The organism is Ruegeria sp. YKSF57 (genome assembly GCF_059612585.1).
The window spans coordinates 1-14,543 of record NZ_JBXWQW010000071.1 but is presented as its reverse complement, the minus strand read 5'-3'; the positions used below and the strand labels follow the sequence as shown (position 1 = coordinate 14,543).

12 protein-coding genes and 1 pseudogene are annotated in these 14,543 nt (G+C 56.4%); 5 read left to right on the top strand and 8 right to left on the bottom strand.

What is annotated here, in order from left to right; translation table 11 throughout:
* A pseudogene (locus AC2FLX_RS20460) lies at window positions 1–995 on the bottom strand (hypothetical protein); the annotation flags it as partial.
* On the bottom strand, window positions 985–1,134 hold the full coding sequence (locus AC2FLX_RS20455) for a hypothetical protein (protein ID WP_480750548.1): 150 nt from the start codon (window positions 1,132–1,134) through the stop codon (window positions 985–987). The gene AC2FLX_RS20455 and the pseudogene AC2FLX_RS20460, both read right to left, overlap by 11 nt.
* Window positions 1,135–1,213: 79 nt before the next feature.
* On the opposite strand from AC2FLX_RS20455, the gene AC2FLX_RS20450 reads away from it, so the two are divergent.
* Complete coding sequence (locus AC2FLX_RS20450) at window positions 1,214–1,801, top strand: shikimate kinase (protein ID WP_496810103.1); 588 nt, start codon at window positions 1,214–1,216, stop codon at window positions 1,799–1,801.
* A complete protein-coding gene (gene aroB / locus AC2FLX_RS20445; RefSeq protein WP_480750550.1) occupies window positions 1,801–2,913 on the top strand; it encodes a 3-dehydroquinate synthase in 1,113 nt (370 codons plus the stop codon). Before AC2FLX_RS20450 ends, aroB begins: the two co-directional genes overlap by 1 nt.
* A gap of 4 nt (window positions 2,914–2,917) precedes the next feature.
* On the opposite strand, the gene AC2FLX_RS20440 is transcribed toward aroB, so the two are convergent.
* Window positions 2,918–3,994 (bottom strand): site-2 protease family protein, encoded by a 1,077-nt coding sequence (locus AC2FLX_RS20440; RefSeq protein WP_480750551.1) that lies wholly within the window; start codon window positions 3,992–3,994, stop codon window positions 2,918–2,920.
* A 15-nt stretch (window positions 3,995–4,009) separates the two neighbouring features.
* A complete protein-coding gene (gene ssb, locus AC2FLX_RS20435) occupies window positions 4,010–4,510 on the bottom strand; it encodes a single-stranded DNA-binding protein (protein WP_496746537.1) in 501 nt (166 codons plus the stop codon).
* A 190-nt stretch (window positions 4,511–4,700) separates the two neighbouring features.
* Between ssb and AC2FLX_RS20430 the strand changes: the two genes are divergently transcribed.
* The 3 genes from AC2FLX_RS20430 (at window position 4,701) to AC2FLX_RS20420 (ending at window position 7,454) form a co-directional block, all read left to right on the top strand.
* Window positions 4,701–5,279, top strand: coding sequence for a lytic transglycosylase domain-containing protein (locus AC2FLX_RS20430; RefSeq protein ID WP_480750553.1), 579 nt, complete (start codon window positions 4,701–4,703; stop codon window positions 5,277–5,279).
* 98 nt (window positions 5,280–5,377) lie between these two features.
* Window positions 5,378–6,340 (top strand): LuxR C-terminal-related transcriptional regulator, encoded by a 963-nt coding sequence (locus AC2FLX_RS20425; protein ID WP_496810102.1) that lies wholly within the window; start codon window positions 5,378–5,380, stop codon window positions 6,338–6,340.
* A gap of 127 nt (window positions 6,341–6,467) precedes the next feature.
* Window positions 6,468–7,454 (top strand): MBL fold metallo-hydrolase, encoded by a 987-nt coding sequence (locus tag AC2FLX_RS20420; RefSeq protein ID WP_496810101.1) that lies wholly within the window; start codon window positions 6,468–6,470, stop codon window positions 7,452–7,454.
* A gap of 135 nt (window positions 7,455–7,589) precedes the next feature.
* Here AC2FLX_RS20420 and AC2FLX_RS20415 read toward each other — a convergent pair whose 3' ends face one another.
* The 4 genes from AC2FLX_RS20415 to AC2FLX_RS20400 form a co-directional block, all read right to left on the bottom strand.
* Entirely contained in the window at window positions 7,590–9,677 is a 2,088-nt protein-coding gene (locus tag AC2FLX_RS20415; RefSeq protein ID WP_496810100.1) for a dipeptide ABC transporter ATP-binding protein, read from the bottom strand.
* A 95-nt stretch (window positions 9,678–9,772) separates the two neighbouring features.
* Window positions 9,773–11,236 (bottom strand): ABC transporter permease, encoded by a 1,464-nt coding sequence (locus tag AC2FLX_RS20410; protein WP_496746547.1) that lies wholly within the window; start codon window positions 11,234–11,236, stop codon window positions 9,773–9,775.
* Window positions 11,237–11,248: 12 nt separating this feature from the next.
* Window positions 11,249–12,295 carry an ABC transporter permease gene (locus AC2FLX_RS20405; RefSeq protein ID WP_480750558.1) on the bottom strand — a complete coding sequence of 349 codons (1,047 nt, stop codon included), beginning with the start codon at window positions 12,293–12,295 and terminating at the stop codon, window positions 11,249–11,251.
* A 141-nt stretch (window positions 12,296–12,436) separates the two neighbouring features.
* Entirely contained in the window at window positions 12,437–14,107 is a 1,671-nt protein-coding gene (locus tag AC2FLX_RS20400) for an ABC transporter substrate-binding protein (RefSeq protein WP_496810099.1), read from the bottom strand.
* Window positions 14,108–14,543: the final 436 nt, after the last annotated feature.

Sequence of the window (14,543 nt, the reverse complement as noted above, 5' to 3'; positions counted from 1 at the left end):
GTCTCGAACCGCTGGATGGCAGAAACACGATCCCAAACGCCGCCCGATGCGGCCGGAGCACGTTCAGTGTAGAGTCCCAGCAACTGGTTGGGAGTCAGCGAACCGATCCGTGTCAGTCGCTCGGCAGCCTCTATTTGAGCTTTCCACCCCGCCACGTCACGCAGATCCGCCGTTGCATAGGCGCGGGGGAGCGAAGCCGTGGGCAGGCGTTCGCCGATCGACTCAAAAAGACGGAAGGTCAGAGGATTGGGATGCTGTGGCTGAGGTAGTGGCGGTGCGCCCTCGAATAGTTCGGGGCTGAGAAACCGGTCGAGCAGGGCCATTTCATCGGGTGGCAGAAGGTCGAGCGCATGAGCGGCTTCGAGCGTTAGCGCGGCTGAAGACCAGTCACCTCGGCGAACCTTGCAGAAAATCTGAGCGGTATAGTCTTGTGACAGGTAGGGTTGGGCGGTCAGGGCCGAACAACTCCGATCTTCGTCGCCCGTCAGAAGAGTAGCGTCGAACCACCGCGCAAAGCGTCCGACCGTATCCGTCGGGCCGGCCAGTTGTGCCAAGGCCTGGGCCGGGTCGGTCGCGCCAAGCTGCATCAGGCGGTCGAGGCGCGCCAACAACAGCGTTTCGCCAGCACCGGACCCTGCAGGCGCGCGGGATTCGGTCAGCAGCAAGGTAAACAGCAACCGCTGCATCGCTGCATTATCGCGCACTGGCACGCTTGTTAGCATTTCAGCGATATACTCGGGTTCGCTGCCTTGCCACAAATCCGGAGGGAGCCCGGTCACCTTGGATGACACCAGTCCGATCGGACGCGAGATTGCCTGTAGCGAAGTGACCTCAACTTGGGGGTGTATGCCGGTTTGTGTTACTGGAGGTTCCAGCAACACAGTTCCGGGCAGGTTCTGGGGTGGGTCGTTCAGCCAGTCGATGGCCGACAAAGGTTGCTGTGCTGACGCTGTACCACCCAGGAGCAACGCAACAAGCGCGGTCCTAGTCAACATTCAGGATCACCGGTTCGTGAATCTCGCTTTGTTTGGCCGAGAAATCCACGCCAAAAAAAGGCCCCAGATAAGCATAGCCAACAAGGCCTATGAAGACGATACACAGGACGTAGACTACGAATTTGATTAGACGCTTCATTGCCTGACACTGCCCCAATTTACTCTTTTGCCCAAGTTATAACTTCCATTTTCTGCAAGATCACGTCATTCACGGTGAAATGAGCGAAATTAAGCATAATCCGGACCGAACGGGTAAGACTCTGGCCTTTGACCTGCACAAAACAGTGGTTATGGTGGGGATGATGGGGGCTGGTAAGACCGCTGTAGGGCGGGCCTTGGCTGTGCGACTGGGTGTTCCCTTTCTTGACAGCGACGCCGAAATCGAATCGGCGGCCAACATGACCATCCCGGAAATATTCGAACGCGACGGGGAGCCGTTCTTTCGGCAGAAAGAAAGCCAGGTCATCAGCCGTCTGCTGGATGAGGAAAGTGGCATACTGTCGACCGGAGGTGGCGCATTTCTGCGTGAGGACAACCGTCGGATGATCTCGGACCGGGGAGTGTCGGTTTGGTTGCGTGCGGACCTGAACGTGTTGTGGAACAGGGTGCGGCACAAAGATACCCGACCTTTGCTGCGCACTTCTGATCCACGTGCGACGTTGCGCGCGTTGTATGATGCGCGGGTGCCGATTTATGCCAAGGCTGACCTGGTCGCGGATTCGGATGGTGAGACCTCGATCGAACAGATGGTGGATCGGGTGGTGTCAGCCTTGTTGACGCGCCCGGATGTTCTGGAACGGAGATAATGCATCAAACCGTACATGTCGTGTTGGGCGAACGTTCTTATGACGTGGAGATTGGCCCGGACCTTCTGGCACACGCGGGTGCGCGGATCGCACCTTTGCTAACGCGACCGAAGGTTGCGGTTCTGACAGATGAAACGGTTGCAGCGCTACATCTCGAGGCGTTGGGTTCAGGTTTGGCTGCCTCTGGGATCCAGATGACATCACTGGCGTTGCCGGCCGGTGAGGCCACCAAAAGCTGGCCGCATTTCGAACGAGCGGTCGAATGGTTGCTGGCAGAAAAGATCGAACGCCGCGATGTGGTGGTGGCATTTGGTGGTGGTGTCATCGGCGATCTGGCAGGGTTCGCCGCTGCCGTTTTGCGGCGCGGTGTGCGTTTCGTGCAAATCCCGACCACGCTGCTGGCGCAGGTGGACAGTTCGGTGGGCGGAAAGACGGGGATCAATGCGCCTCAGGGCAAGAACCTGATCGGTTCCTTCCACCAACCTTCGCTAGTGCTGGCTGATACCGCGGTTCTGGGAACTTTGACGACACGAGACTTTCTGGCGGGCTATGGCGAGGTCGTGAAATACGGTCTGTTGGGCGACGCGGTTTTTTTTGACTGGCTTGAGATCAATGGTCCAGTCCTGTCCGGTGGCGATATGGCTTCACGTGTGCAGGCAGTGACCCGTTCGGTACAGATGAAGGCCGACATTGTTGCGCGTGACGAGACCGAACAGGGGGACCGCGCTTTGCTCAATCTCGGGCATACGTTCTGTCATGCGCTGGAGGCGGCAACTGGCTATTCTGATCGTCTATTGCATGGCGAAGGTGTTGCCATCGGCTGTGCGTTGGCTTTCGAGCTTTCGGCGCGGCTGGGCCTGTGTTCACAGGAAGATCCGAGCCGCGTGCGGGCCCATCTCAAGGCGATGGGGATGAAGACTGACCTGGCCGACATTCCCGGCGACCTGCCCGGGGCCGAAGCTCTGGTCGATTTGATGGCGCAGGACAAGAAGGTGATCGATGGGCAGCTTCACTTTGTCCTTTCTCGCGGGATTGGAAGCGCTTTCGTGACCTCGGATGTGCCTCGTGACGCGGTTTCGAGATTACTTGAGGATGCGCTGGCGAACTGTTGATATTTCAGTGTTTCCGCCCCGTTATGACCATCAATTCTCCGATGTTCTCACGGGTTATGTAACCAACCATGTGACCATTTTCGGCGCGCACTGCGATGGCGGGTGCACCTTGGTGCAAAGCGTCTAGGACTTCTTCCAGTCCGGCAGTGAGATGGACCGACGGGATCTCTTCATCCATGATCGAGGTCGCAGGATCTGAACGTGGGTGATCCCCGGCAAGAGCAGCAAACAGACGTCCGCGCGTTACGAAACCCATCAGATCGCCAGAAGCGCCGAGAACCGGGAATTCGTGCTGTGTCGTGTGGATGACGGCCTGTGCTGCGGTACCCAACGTATCGGTGGGTGAAAGAGATTCGAAACTTGTGATCATCGCGTCGCGGGCCAGCATTCGCCGCGCCACGGCCCGCAACGCTACGTCCTGACTTTCTGCATTGGCGGCGATGAACACGAAAAGTGCAATTAGAACCAGGATCGGATTGCCCGAACTCAGCCCCGCAAAGCCAAGCATGAAGGCCACCATCTGACCGGCCAACGCCGCGACGCGGGTAGCCTTGACCCGATCCATCGCCATGCACAGAAGCGCGCGAAACACCCTCCCGCCGTCCATCGGGAAGGCTGGGATCATGTTGAACAGCGCCAGAAACAAGTTCACAAAAGCCAGCCGGCTGAGAAAGTCGATCTGCGCGTTGTCGATCTGCGCCAGGGTTTCGACGTCCATACCCGCGCCAAGTAAAACGAGGACCATCCAGATTACGACATTTACAGCCGGTCCTGCGAGTGCGACAAGAACCTCCTGCATCGGCTTTTCGGGCATCCGTTCCAGCCGCGCCAGCCCGCCGATGGGCAGAAGCGTGATGTCCGGTGTCTTGATACCGTATCGCCGAGCCGTCAGGGCATGGCCGAATTCATGCGCTACTACGCAGGCGAAGAGTGCCAGCACAAACGCGATGTTTTCGACGGCGGCGGGCATGCCGCCATTCGAATAGGCCGAAAACCCGACCCATGCGAGAAGAAGGAAAAAGGTAATGTGGACCCTCAGTTCCGAGCCGAACAGGCGACCGAGAGAGAAGGACCACGTCATATTGAACCTCTGTTGTTAGAACGGGATCTCGTCGTCGTCGATCCCGCCCGAGGCCGGGGCAGGACTTCCGGACGGACCGTCATAGGGATCACCTTGAGAGCCGCTTCCGTAGCCGCCACTATATCCGCCACCAGCCTGACCACCGCCATAGCCACCGCCTTCGCCGCGGTTATCGAGCATGACTAGGGTGGCGTTGAAGCCTTGCAGAACCACCTCTGTTGAATAGCGATCCTGACCGGATTGATCCTGCCATTTACGCGTCTGCAACTGACCTTCGAGATAAACCTTTGAACCCTTGCGCAAGTACTGTTCGGCAACACGGACCAAACCCTCGTTAAAGATTGCGACCGAATGCCATTCGGTCCGCTCACGGCGTTCGCCGGTATTACGATCTTTCCAGGTTTCGGATGTCGCGATGCGCAGGTTGCAAACCTTGCCGCCGTTTTGGAAGGTGCGAACCTCGGGATCGCGGCCCAGATTTCCGACCAGAATGACTTTATTGACCGAGCCTGCCATGTATTTCCCCGTTCATTTTACGATACTCTGCGAATCTGAACGATCCGTCCACGTGACCCTATACGTCCTGTGACATGGTTAAAACACCGTTGATATGGCACAGGTGATGACAGAGTGATCTGACGCCGCTTTTAATTCAACGCGAATCTCCTATACTGCGGCCCGAGGTTTAACGACCAGGCTAGGTAGAATGCGCAGGCTTTTCAGCGGCATCGCGATTAGTTCATTGTTGTTTGCATCGGCTCCGGTGCACAGCGATGTGTTGTCGACCAAAAATCGCCGTGACATATTTCGCAATCAGGCCAAGGTATTAGATAGCCGAGCGGCAGTTCAATACAAGGACTCCACTCGGCTAAAACCAAAAAGCGAGCATAGTGGCTTCGACAAGCGCTACACCGGGAAATACCGGGGCCTGTATCTGGAAATGGCGAGGTCGGCTGCACGCCTGCACAATGTTCCAGAGGAGTTGTTTCTTCGTCTCGTCCAGCAGGAAAGCGGGTGGAACCCGCATGCTAAGTCGCACAAGGGAGCGTTGGGGCTGGCGCAGCTTATGCCGCAGACGGCGCAGCTTTTGGGTGTGAACCCGAATGACCCGAAACAGAATTTGGAAGGCGGTGCACGGTATCTGTCCTGGCAGTTCCGCAAGTTCAAATCCTGGCGCTTGGCACTGGCGGCCTATAATGCCGGGCCGGAAGCGGTCGAGAAACACGGCGGGGTACCGCCATATCAAGAAACTCGCAACTACGTTAAGGCGATTTGGGGCAGCTGACGATTGCATGCTGCAGAGCGGCGTGTCTGCCCCTTGATTGGATTGAACCGTGGCGGTTACAATTTTTCCTGTCTGTGAAAGGGAATTGGTGCCGCCTAATGTCTGTTGATCGCCCAGAAATCCCGTCTGCAACATTGGCCAACTGGCAGAAATTGGTCGATCTTGTTGCCCGGCTTGCAGATGTTCCGGCCAGTCTGATCATGAAAACTGATGCACCCGATCATACCGTGTTGGTGACATCTGATTATCCAGATAATCCTTATCCGGTTGGCATGGGGTTCCGGCTGCATCCCAAGCTTTACTGTCAAGGAGTGTTCGCCCGTGATGGGGAACTGGTCGTCGAAGACGCCGCCTGCGATCCCGACTGGCGCGACAACGAAGATCTGGAACACGGAATGACATTTTACATCGGATTGCCGCTGAAATGGCCCGATGGGGGAATCTTTGGCACCATTTGTGTGCTTGACCGCCAGCGCAACCGCAGGGCGCTTTTGTTTCGTGAAGGGCTGAATCAGTTTGCACGCATGGTCGAGTCGGATTTGGCCTTGCTTCAAGAGGTTTACCTGCGCCGGAAATTGGAGGGCAAGCTGAACGAAACGCTTGTGCATCTGGAAAACCGAGTGCAGAAACGAACGCGTGAGTTGCAGGAAACCAATACTGCACTGCGGGTTCTGCTGAGCAGCGTTGAAGACGAGCGAAAAAAGCGGGATACCGAGATTCTGGAACAGGTCAAAAGCATGGTTTTGCCTTATCTCGACAAACTGCGAAGCCAAACCGGCGTGTCCGAGGCATATGAAATCTTTCTCGATCTGGCTGAGCGCAATCTTCGCGAAATCACCTCCGCCATGTCCGACAAGTTGTCGGATGCGTTTTCGGTCATGACTCCAACGGAGATAGAGATCGCCCAGATGGTGATGTCGGGTAAAACGACAAAAGATATCGCCAAGGCTCTGTCGCGCGAGACGTCCACAGTTGATTTTCACCGCAACAACATTCGCCGCAAGCTTGGTCTTGAGGGGCGGGGGCGAAACCTGCGGAGCCACCTGCTCGCGATTTCGTGAACAGAAAATAGGGGGATTTCCCCCGCAATACCCCCCGATTTTTCCGGTCTGAGCATCGGGGTCCCACCTTGTTAACCTGTTTGAGACGACCGCGATTGGTCGTCGTATTCAACAGGGAGACAAGAATATGGATCGCAAGGATCTTAAGCCGACGTTGCTAAGGGGCGATAAGGGTAATCTTGCACCGGGCCTGTCGCGCCGCTCGTTCTTCATGGCAGCTGGTGCAGTCGGAGTCAGTGCCGGTGCGGCTGTGGTAGGGGCAAAACCTGCGCAAGCGCAATCGCAGGCGTGGTTGCAGCCGGGCAACAATAATCGCGTAATCGGGATGCAGGGAGCGACCGGACAGGCCAGTACCGGTGCGGTCGGTATCGACTATTTCGGCCATTGCGCCATCAAGATTACTTCGCCCAGCGGCGCAACGGTGCTGTTTGATCCATGGCGCGATGACCCGTCGGGCGCATGGGGGCTTTGGTTCCGTAATGAGTTTCCGCAGATCCTAGTGGACATCACGATGTCGACCCACGCCCATTTCGACCACGACGCCATTGAACGGCCGAATTCGACGATGGTTCTGGACCGGATGGTCGGCAACTTCGAGTTCGCAGATATCAAGATCACAGGATTTGCCGATAAGCACGCCTGCGTCGCTCCTGGCTGGTATAGCTGGACAGATGCGCTTGCCGAATTCGGTGTCGACGCCTGCCCGCCGAACAATCCGGGTCATATGGATATGGTGGTCTATCTGGTCGAAACCGGCGGAATTCGCACTCTGATCTGGGGCGACAATCGGCACAACCCACCGCAGGAATTCTGGGATGCCGTGGGGCAGGTGGATGTCCTGACCCTTCCGGTCGATGGCTCGCAGCACATACTGAGCTATGGGCAGGGCAATGACATCGTCGCAAAGCTGAAACCCAAGATTATAATCCCGACCCATTACCTGAACGAAGTTACGTCTTATACTCTGACGACGCTGCAATCGGCGGATGAGTGGGTGAAAGGACAACAGAGCTACAAGATGCTCGACAGTGCCAGCCTCTCGCTCGAAGCTGGCGAAATCGCGGGCATGAACCAAGAGTTCATGTATTTCGGCAGCAACGTGGCGACCGGATAAATCAACCACCAGACCCAGCCGGATTTGCTCTCCAATCCGAGCAGGACGACGTTCTCACTCCTTCCTACTCTTGGGCAACGTCAAAGGGCCAGGCTTTGCCTGGCCCTTTGACGTGGCGTCCGTTTTCGGGCGCTATTATTCGGCAGCGATCTTGATGACCGGTTCCATGCGGGCGAGAACATCTTCGGACAGATGGCATTTGATCTGATGTCCAGCTTCCAGCATCTTGACCGGAGGTACGTCTTTTTCACACAAGCCGCCCGGCACTTCCGATTTCCAACGACAGCGGGTTTGGAATGGGCATCCCGGCGGCGGGTTCATGGCCGAGGGAATGTCGCCTTCAAGCACGATGTGCTTTTTCTCGATCGAAGTGTCGGCAATCGGGACCGCTGAAAGCAGCGCTTCGGTATAGGGGTGATAGGGCGGGCTGAAGACCTGATCTGTTGATCCAAGTTCGACCACATGGCCCAGATACATCACCATCACGCGATCACTTAGGTAGCGGACGATTGACAGGTCGTGGCTGATAAACAACAGCGTCGTTTTGTGCTCGCGCTGAATCTCCATCAAAAGATCCGTCACTGCGGCCTGGACCGACACATCCAGTGCCGAGACAGGCTCGTCCGCAACCACGATGCGCGCGTCACCGGCAAAGGCGCGGGCAATACCAACGCGCTGTTTTTGCCCCCCCGAAAGCTGTCGTGGCATCCGGTCGGCAAAGGCGCGGGGCAGTTTTACCAAGTCGAGAAGTTCTAGCATCCGCTTCTTGCGCTCGGCCTCAGAATTTCCAACGCCAAAGATTTCGAGCGCGCGGATTATCTGCCGACCCACCGTCATCGACGGGTTCAGGGTGTCAAACGGGTTCTGGAAAACCATCTGAACTTCACCCACCGTTTTGGCATCGCGTTCTTCGATCGGAACCTGTTCGATATTGCGATTATCCAGAAGGATCTGGCCGTCTGTGGCAGTCTCCAGACCCATCAGGACCTTGGCAAAGGTGGACTTTCCGCAGCCCGACTCGCCAACTATGGCCAGCGTTTCAGATTCGTGGGCCTCGAAACTCAGGGTTTCGTTGGCCTTGACGACCTTGGTTTCGCCGCCGCCGAACAGTGCGTTGGCCGCCACCTCGTAATACTTTTTAAGGTTGTCCATCTTCAGCACCGTCTTGCCGATCGCGGCCTTTTCTTTCTGTTCGCCGACAGTGATCGGGGCATTCCAGTCGATTTCCTGAAACTTCAAACAGCGCGTATGGTGCCTGTCATTGCCAGGAACCACTGACATCACGATATCCCGCGCGTCGCAGCGGCCCTCCTCGAAATAGTCGCAGCGCGGGCCGAAATTGCATCCGGGCGGGCGTTCGTGGGGCAGGGGGAAGTTGCCAGGTATTGCCACCAGCGGGCGCGAATTCTTGTCGGCGCCGGGCAACGGGATCGATCGGAACAGAGCCTGCGTATAGGGATGCTGCATCTCGTCAAAGACATCCTTGATCGAGCCGCGCTCGACTGCCTCGCCAGAATACATCACGCAAAGCCGGTCGCAGGTTTCCAGAACCAGGCCGAGGTTGTGGCTGATAAACAGCATCGAAGTGCCGTATTTCTTGCCCAGATCCTTGACGAGTTCGACCACGGCGGCTTCTACGGTCACGTCAAGTGCGGTCGTCGGCTCGTCGAGGATAAGCAGTGCCGGTTTCGACATTAGTGCCATCGCAATCACGATCCGCTGTTGCTGGCCACCCGACAGCTGGTGCGGAAAGCTGTTCAGCATCCGCTCGGGGTCTGGCAGGCGCACGTCTGTCACCACCTCCAGCGCGCGGGCATAGGCTTCTTCGGTGCTGACGCCTTCATGGATCATCGGAACTTCCATCAGCTGCTTGCCGATTTTCATCGCCGGGTTCAGCGAGGCCATCGGCTCCTGATAGATCATTGCGATCTCGTTGCCGCGGATGTCGCGCAGCTCTTCGGCGCTCATCTGACTTAAATCGCGTCCCTTGAACTTGATCGTACCGCCAACGATACGGCCATTCTTGCCCAGGTCCTGCATGACGCCAAGGGCGACAGTAGATTTGCCGCAACCGGATTCACCCACCAGCCCCACAGCCTCACCTGGCTGAACACTGACCGAAAAATCCATCACGGCCGGAATTTCGCGCAAGCGGGTGAAGAAGGAAATCGACAGCTTGTCAATCTCCAGGATCGGGCCGTCATATTCCGCCATTTTGTTCATTTTGTCGTTCTCCCAGATAAAGCTGGATAGATCCTTCTTCATCTTTTCGAAAATACTCCGGGGGTCCGGGGGCAGGGCCCCCGGCCTCGATCACATCAGTCCTTCAGACTTTCTTCACGCAGGCCATCCGCCAGCAGGTTCAATCCAAGAACCAGCGACAACAGAGCCAGTGCCGGCGGCAAAGCCGGGTGGAGGTAGATTGACAGGAGCTTGCGGCCCTCGTTGATTGTAGAACCCCAGTCTGGGCTTTCAGGCGGCAGGCCCAACCCGAAGAAACCCAAGGTTCCCAGAAGGATGGTCGTGTATCCGATACGCAGGCAGAAATCCACGATCAACGGGCCACGTGCATTGGGGAGAATTTCCCACAGCATGATGTACCAAGGTCCTTCGCCACGAGTCTGGGCGGCAGCTACATAGTCGCGGGTCTTAATGTCCATCGCCAGACCACGTACGATGCGGAACACCGTGGGCGAGTTGACGAAGACGACAGAGACGAACACGACAAGAATTCCGCCTGGAACGTCAAACAGATCGACAAACGTGGGCAGCCCCCAGATCGCATAGTCTTTGGTGTTGATCAGATATCCACCCGTCGAGACAAGGGACAGATACAACCAGATCGCTACGCCGAGGACACCAATCAGTAGAGGTGTTCGGAAGTTGGGGCGCGTATAATATCGCGAATTCAGCAACACCCCAATAAAGATTATGGGGAAGACGAACAGAACGATGGCCATATAGTTCGGAACGCCCGTCGCGACGATTTCTGGCGTCACCAGCAAGTAAAACAGCAGGATCACAGGAAAGGCGAGGATAAGGTTGGCAAGAAACGACAGGAAAGTATCCAGTCGACCACCGTAATATCCAGCGGGAAGGCCCAGCGTGATGCCGACCATAAATGCAAACAACGTCGCCAGCGGTGCAATCTGCACAACGACCCAGGCACCCTTTACCATACGGCTGAAAACGTCACGGGCCAGGTTGTCGCCTCCCAGCAGGTACCAGGCGTATTCACCTTCTTCAGCACCCGAAAGAGGTGTTCCTGGCACCTTGTTCTTCATGCCTGAGACCTGCACCAAGGGGTCATGCGTCAGTATCAGGTCCAAAGCACCGAAGATCCCGGTAAAAACCCAGAACATCACCAGGCCAAACCCGATCATTCCAATGGGACTGTCGTAAAGTTTACCGTAAAGGCCCAAGCGGCGTTTGAATGCCATAGACATCGCGAACAGGATTATTAAGGCAATCCAAACAGGCATGAACTGTTGCGAGATGGCTCCGATAATACCGGCACCGGTGCCCATCACCACACCCAGAACAAGATAGGCTAGGGCCAATCCGATACTCGCCATAAAGGAATATCTGACAGCCGTTTCCGCAAGCCCGCGAAGACCGCCGGTGGCCTGCAACGTACCGTCTGAGTTGGCGACTACCGGGACCTCGGTCGTAAAGATTCCGGCAAAGATCCAGAGCACGATGGCAAGAGCGAGGAGCACAAGCGCGATTTGGATAAGCGGGTTGAGAAAGGCGATAGAGCCGGTCCAGCTAAGAGGTTCCATGATCTATCTCCCTTACGAAATACGGATGCGCGGATTGAGGTAGACATAGCCGATGTCCGAGATCAGCTGGGTCACCAGCACCACAAAAACCGACACAACCGAAATGGCCAGAAGCAGCTGAATGTCATTGTTGCCCGCCGCCTGAACCAGCGCCCAACCGAAGCCTTTGTAGTTGAACAGGGTTTCCACGATCACCACGCCGTTCAGCAGCCACGGGAACTGCAGCATGATGACAGTAAATGGAGCAATTAATGCGTTGCGCAGAGCGTGCTTCAGAACGATGTTCGAGAACGAGACGCCCTTGAGGCGCGCGGTTCGGATGTATTGCGCCGTCATCACCTCTGTCATCGATGCACGGGTCATCCGAGCAATATATCCCATGCCGTACAGCGAAATTGTCAGCACCGGTAGAAAGAAGTTCTCGAAGGTCGGGTCGTCCATTGCCTGCGTCGCGGTTCCCTTGAACCACTTGAGACCCACGGTGGAAGAGGTGAAAATCGCGATAAAAATCACGCCCGATACATATTCCGGCGTTGCCGTGGTAATGATTGAAAATGTGGAAAGAGATCGGTCGAGAGCCGAGCCTTCGCGCATGCCCGCCAGCACACCGACCAGCAATGCGGAAGGTATCATCAGGATAAGGACCCACATCATCAGGTATCCCGTATTACCCAATCGCTTTCCAACGATCGTCGAAACGTCGTCCTTGAAAACGGTTGAATACCCCCAATCCCCTTGCAGAATACCGCAGAACCGTGGTGTTTCTTCGGGTGTCTGCCCCGGCCGCACGCAGGTTCCGACAAACTGGCCGTCGGCCAGCGTGTTTGTAAATCCAGGTGCTACGCCAAGCCACTGACCGTATTTGATCAAAACCGGCTGGGTATACCCGCGGTTCGTGAGCCAGTTTTCAACCTGTTCGTCCGACATACGCTGGTTGCCCTGCGTCTTGGCGAGCTTCTCGAGGTTTGGATAGAGATTGGTCAAGAAGAAGACCACAAATGTCAGGCATAATGCCGTGAGCAGCATTACCCCGAACCGTCTGAGGAAAAAGAGTCCCATGATGGCCCCTGTTGTTCAGGTGTTCCGCAGATCATTGGACCATTGTCTGGCCTCTCACATTCCGGTTTCATCCGGCTTGTCTGCGGCTGGATGAGACGCGCACCAAACACGCGCGCCTCAATGTGCAGATTCGGCAATCGATCAGGCTGCCCAACCCCACTTGTAGTGGTGGTGTTCAAAGGCGACATGCATGTCGGTTCCGACAAGGCCGTCCTTCATATGGCGGTAGAGTGCCCGCCAGTACGGTTGAATGGTGACGCCTTCTTCCTGGATGATGGCTGCGGCTCGCGCTGCGACTTCGCGACGCTTGTCCGCATCGGCAATTGCCAACGCCTCTGCCAAGACCGCATCGAAGTCAGCGTTGGCCCAACCGAATTCGTTCCAGGCCTCACCGGACTTATACGCGAGTGCCCATATCTGGACGCCCAGAGGACGGTGGTTCCAGTTGGTCGAGCTGTATGCGTACTTGGTCCAGTCGTTCCAGAAGGTATTACCCGGCAAAACAGTCCGCTTGACGTTGATACCCGCGTCGCGCAATTGAGCTGCGACCGCATCTGTGGTGTTCCGGCGCCAGTCGTCGTCGATCGAGATCAACTCGTGCTCGAAATCGGCCATGCCGGCTTCTTCCATCAGCGCGCGTGCACCTTCGGGATCATGTTTTTGCGGCGGAAGCTCGGGATATTCAGGATGGATCGGGCCCACATGGTGGTTTTCCGCTGTCGTACCACGGCCACCATACCCGAGTTCCAGGCAGACTGAATTATCGACAGCCATTTGCAGGGCCTGACGCACGCGCTTGTCCGCATAGGGTTTCTTACCGTCGACCTCAGCCAACTGGTTCGGGCGGATCACGATCGAACTCATGGTGATCACTTCGGATTTCACATATCCCAGACCATCCATCACGTCGATGAATTCGCCGACCGATTCATACAGCATGTCGACTTCGTCGGATTCCAGCGCGGCCAGCCAAGCCGATGGATCGGTGCCATAGTCGATGTATTCGATCCGGTCGAGCGCCGGGCGCCCAAAGACTTCTTCACCCCACCAGGTGTGGTTTTCGTTGCGGACCAGTACCCCTTTGACGCCGACTTCAAGTTCGTTCATCAGGTAGGGGCCGGTGCCGACGTTGTTCAGCAGGTCTGTTTCACTGAAAGATGGGTGGACGATTGCCGCAGGATAATCCGACATGCCAGCGATCAACGAAATGTCGGATGCAGGCAGGTTCAGTTTTACGGTGTGGGCGTCCACCACTTCGATGCCGCCTTCGATCGCCTTGCCGGTGTCGTTGTCGACCAGCGTCGCAAAGCGGCCCGCCATCGAATTGGTTTCCGAACTCTTGTCACACCAGCGGTCTACATTGAATGCGACGTGTTCTGCGGTAAAGTCCTCGCCGTTGTTCCACTTGACGCCCGGGCGCACCTTGAGGGTGTAAACGGTGGCGTCTTCGTTGATTTCCCATCCTTCCAGCAGCATGCCGCGGAATGTCCCGTCCGAGTTATACTCGACCAGATATTCCAATGTGCCGCGGCTATAGTTGCCGATCTGTGACCAGTCATAGGTGCGCGGGTCTTTCAGTGCTCGGACTTCGGTCTGAACGCGGATAGTGCCGCCTTCTTTCTTGGCATCCTCACCTGCAGCCAAAGCCGGGGCGGGCAGGCCGATCATACCATAGGCGGCGGCGGCGGTAACACCAAGGCCGGTGGCGCGTGTCAGAAACTCGCGGCGGCTAAGCTTGCCATCGCGATATTCCTTAGCATGCATCTTGGCGGCCCAGTGCACCGGTGCTCCAGTCATTGTTTCTTTTGTCATGAATGTCTCCCTGTGACGTTTATTCCATGGCGGAGGGTTTTGGGATATCAGCGCGACCGACGAGTTTCAGCCGCCAAAATCATTTCCGTCATGTGGAACCTTCGCATCCCCATGGCCGTATTCGGCAACAGAAATGCCGCGAGGTCAATGATAGGAATCGTCATCAATGGGACAAAAACGACATTGCAAAAAGAAATGTCGTTTTTTGGCGGGGGGTTACCACATGGGCTTGAGCACTGGGTTCACTTTGGTTTTCTGGGCTGGTTTCGACCCGTCTTAGTGATACGCACAGATCCCGGGATGCAACGAAAAAGATCAGAGTTTCGGCAAGATTCAGTGGCCTGTGGACTCAATGAGCCGAATCAACACGATACCAGTTATTCATACGTGCCCTGAACCATGTGCGCTGACGTTTGGCAAACTGGCGCGTCGATAT